1 protein-coding gene is annotated in these 311 nt (G+C 65.9%); it reads right to left on the bottom strand.

What is annotated here, in order from left to right; genetic code table 11:
* Positions 1–311 (bottom strand): HAMP domain-containing protein (locus E2493_RS18450; protein WP_135089855.1); only part of this gene is annotated, 311 nt, incomplete at both ends.

The following is a 311-nucleotide window of genomic DNA, read 5'->3' on the forward strand; positions in this document are numbered from 1 at the left end:
ACGGCGGTGGTCACCTCGGCGATGTTGCGCACCTGGCCGGTGAGATTGTCGGCCATCAGGTTCACGTTGTCGGTGAGATCCTTCCAGGTGCCGCCGACGCCGGGCACCTGCGCCTGGCCGCCGAGCTTGCCTTCGGTGCCGACCTCGCGCGCCACGCGGGTCACCTCGGAGGCGAAGCCGTTGAGCTGGTCGACCATGACGTTGATGGTATTCTTGAGCTCGAGGATCTCGCCCTTCACGTCGACGGTGATCTTCTTGGAAAGATCGCCGCGGGCCACGGCGGTGGTCACCTCGGCGATGTTGCGGACCTG

Source organism: Sphingomonas parva (ex Maeng et al. 2020) (genome assembly GCF_004564275.1).
Lineage (GTDB): Bacteria > Pseudomonadota > Alphaproteobacteria > Sphingomonadales > Sphingomonadaceae > Allosphingosinicella > Allosphingosinicella parva.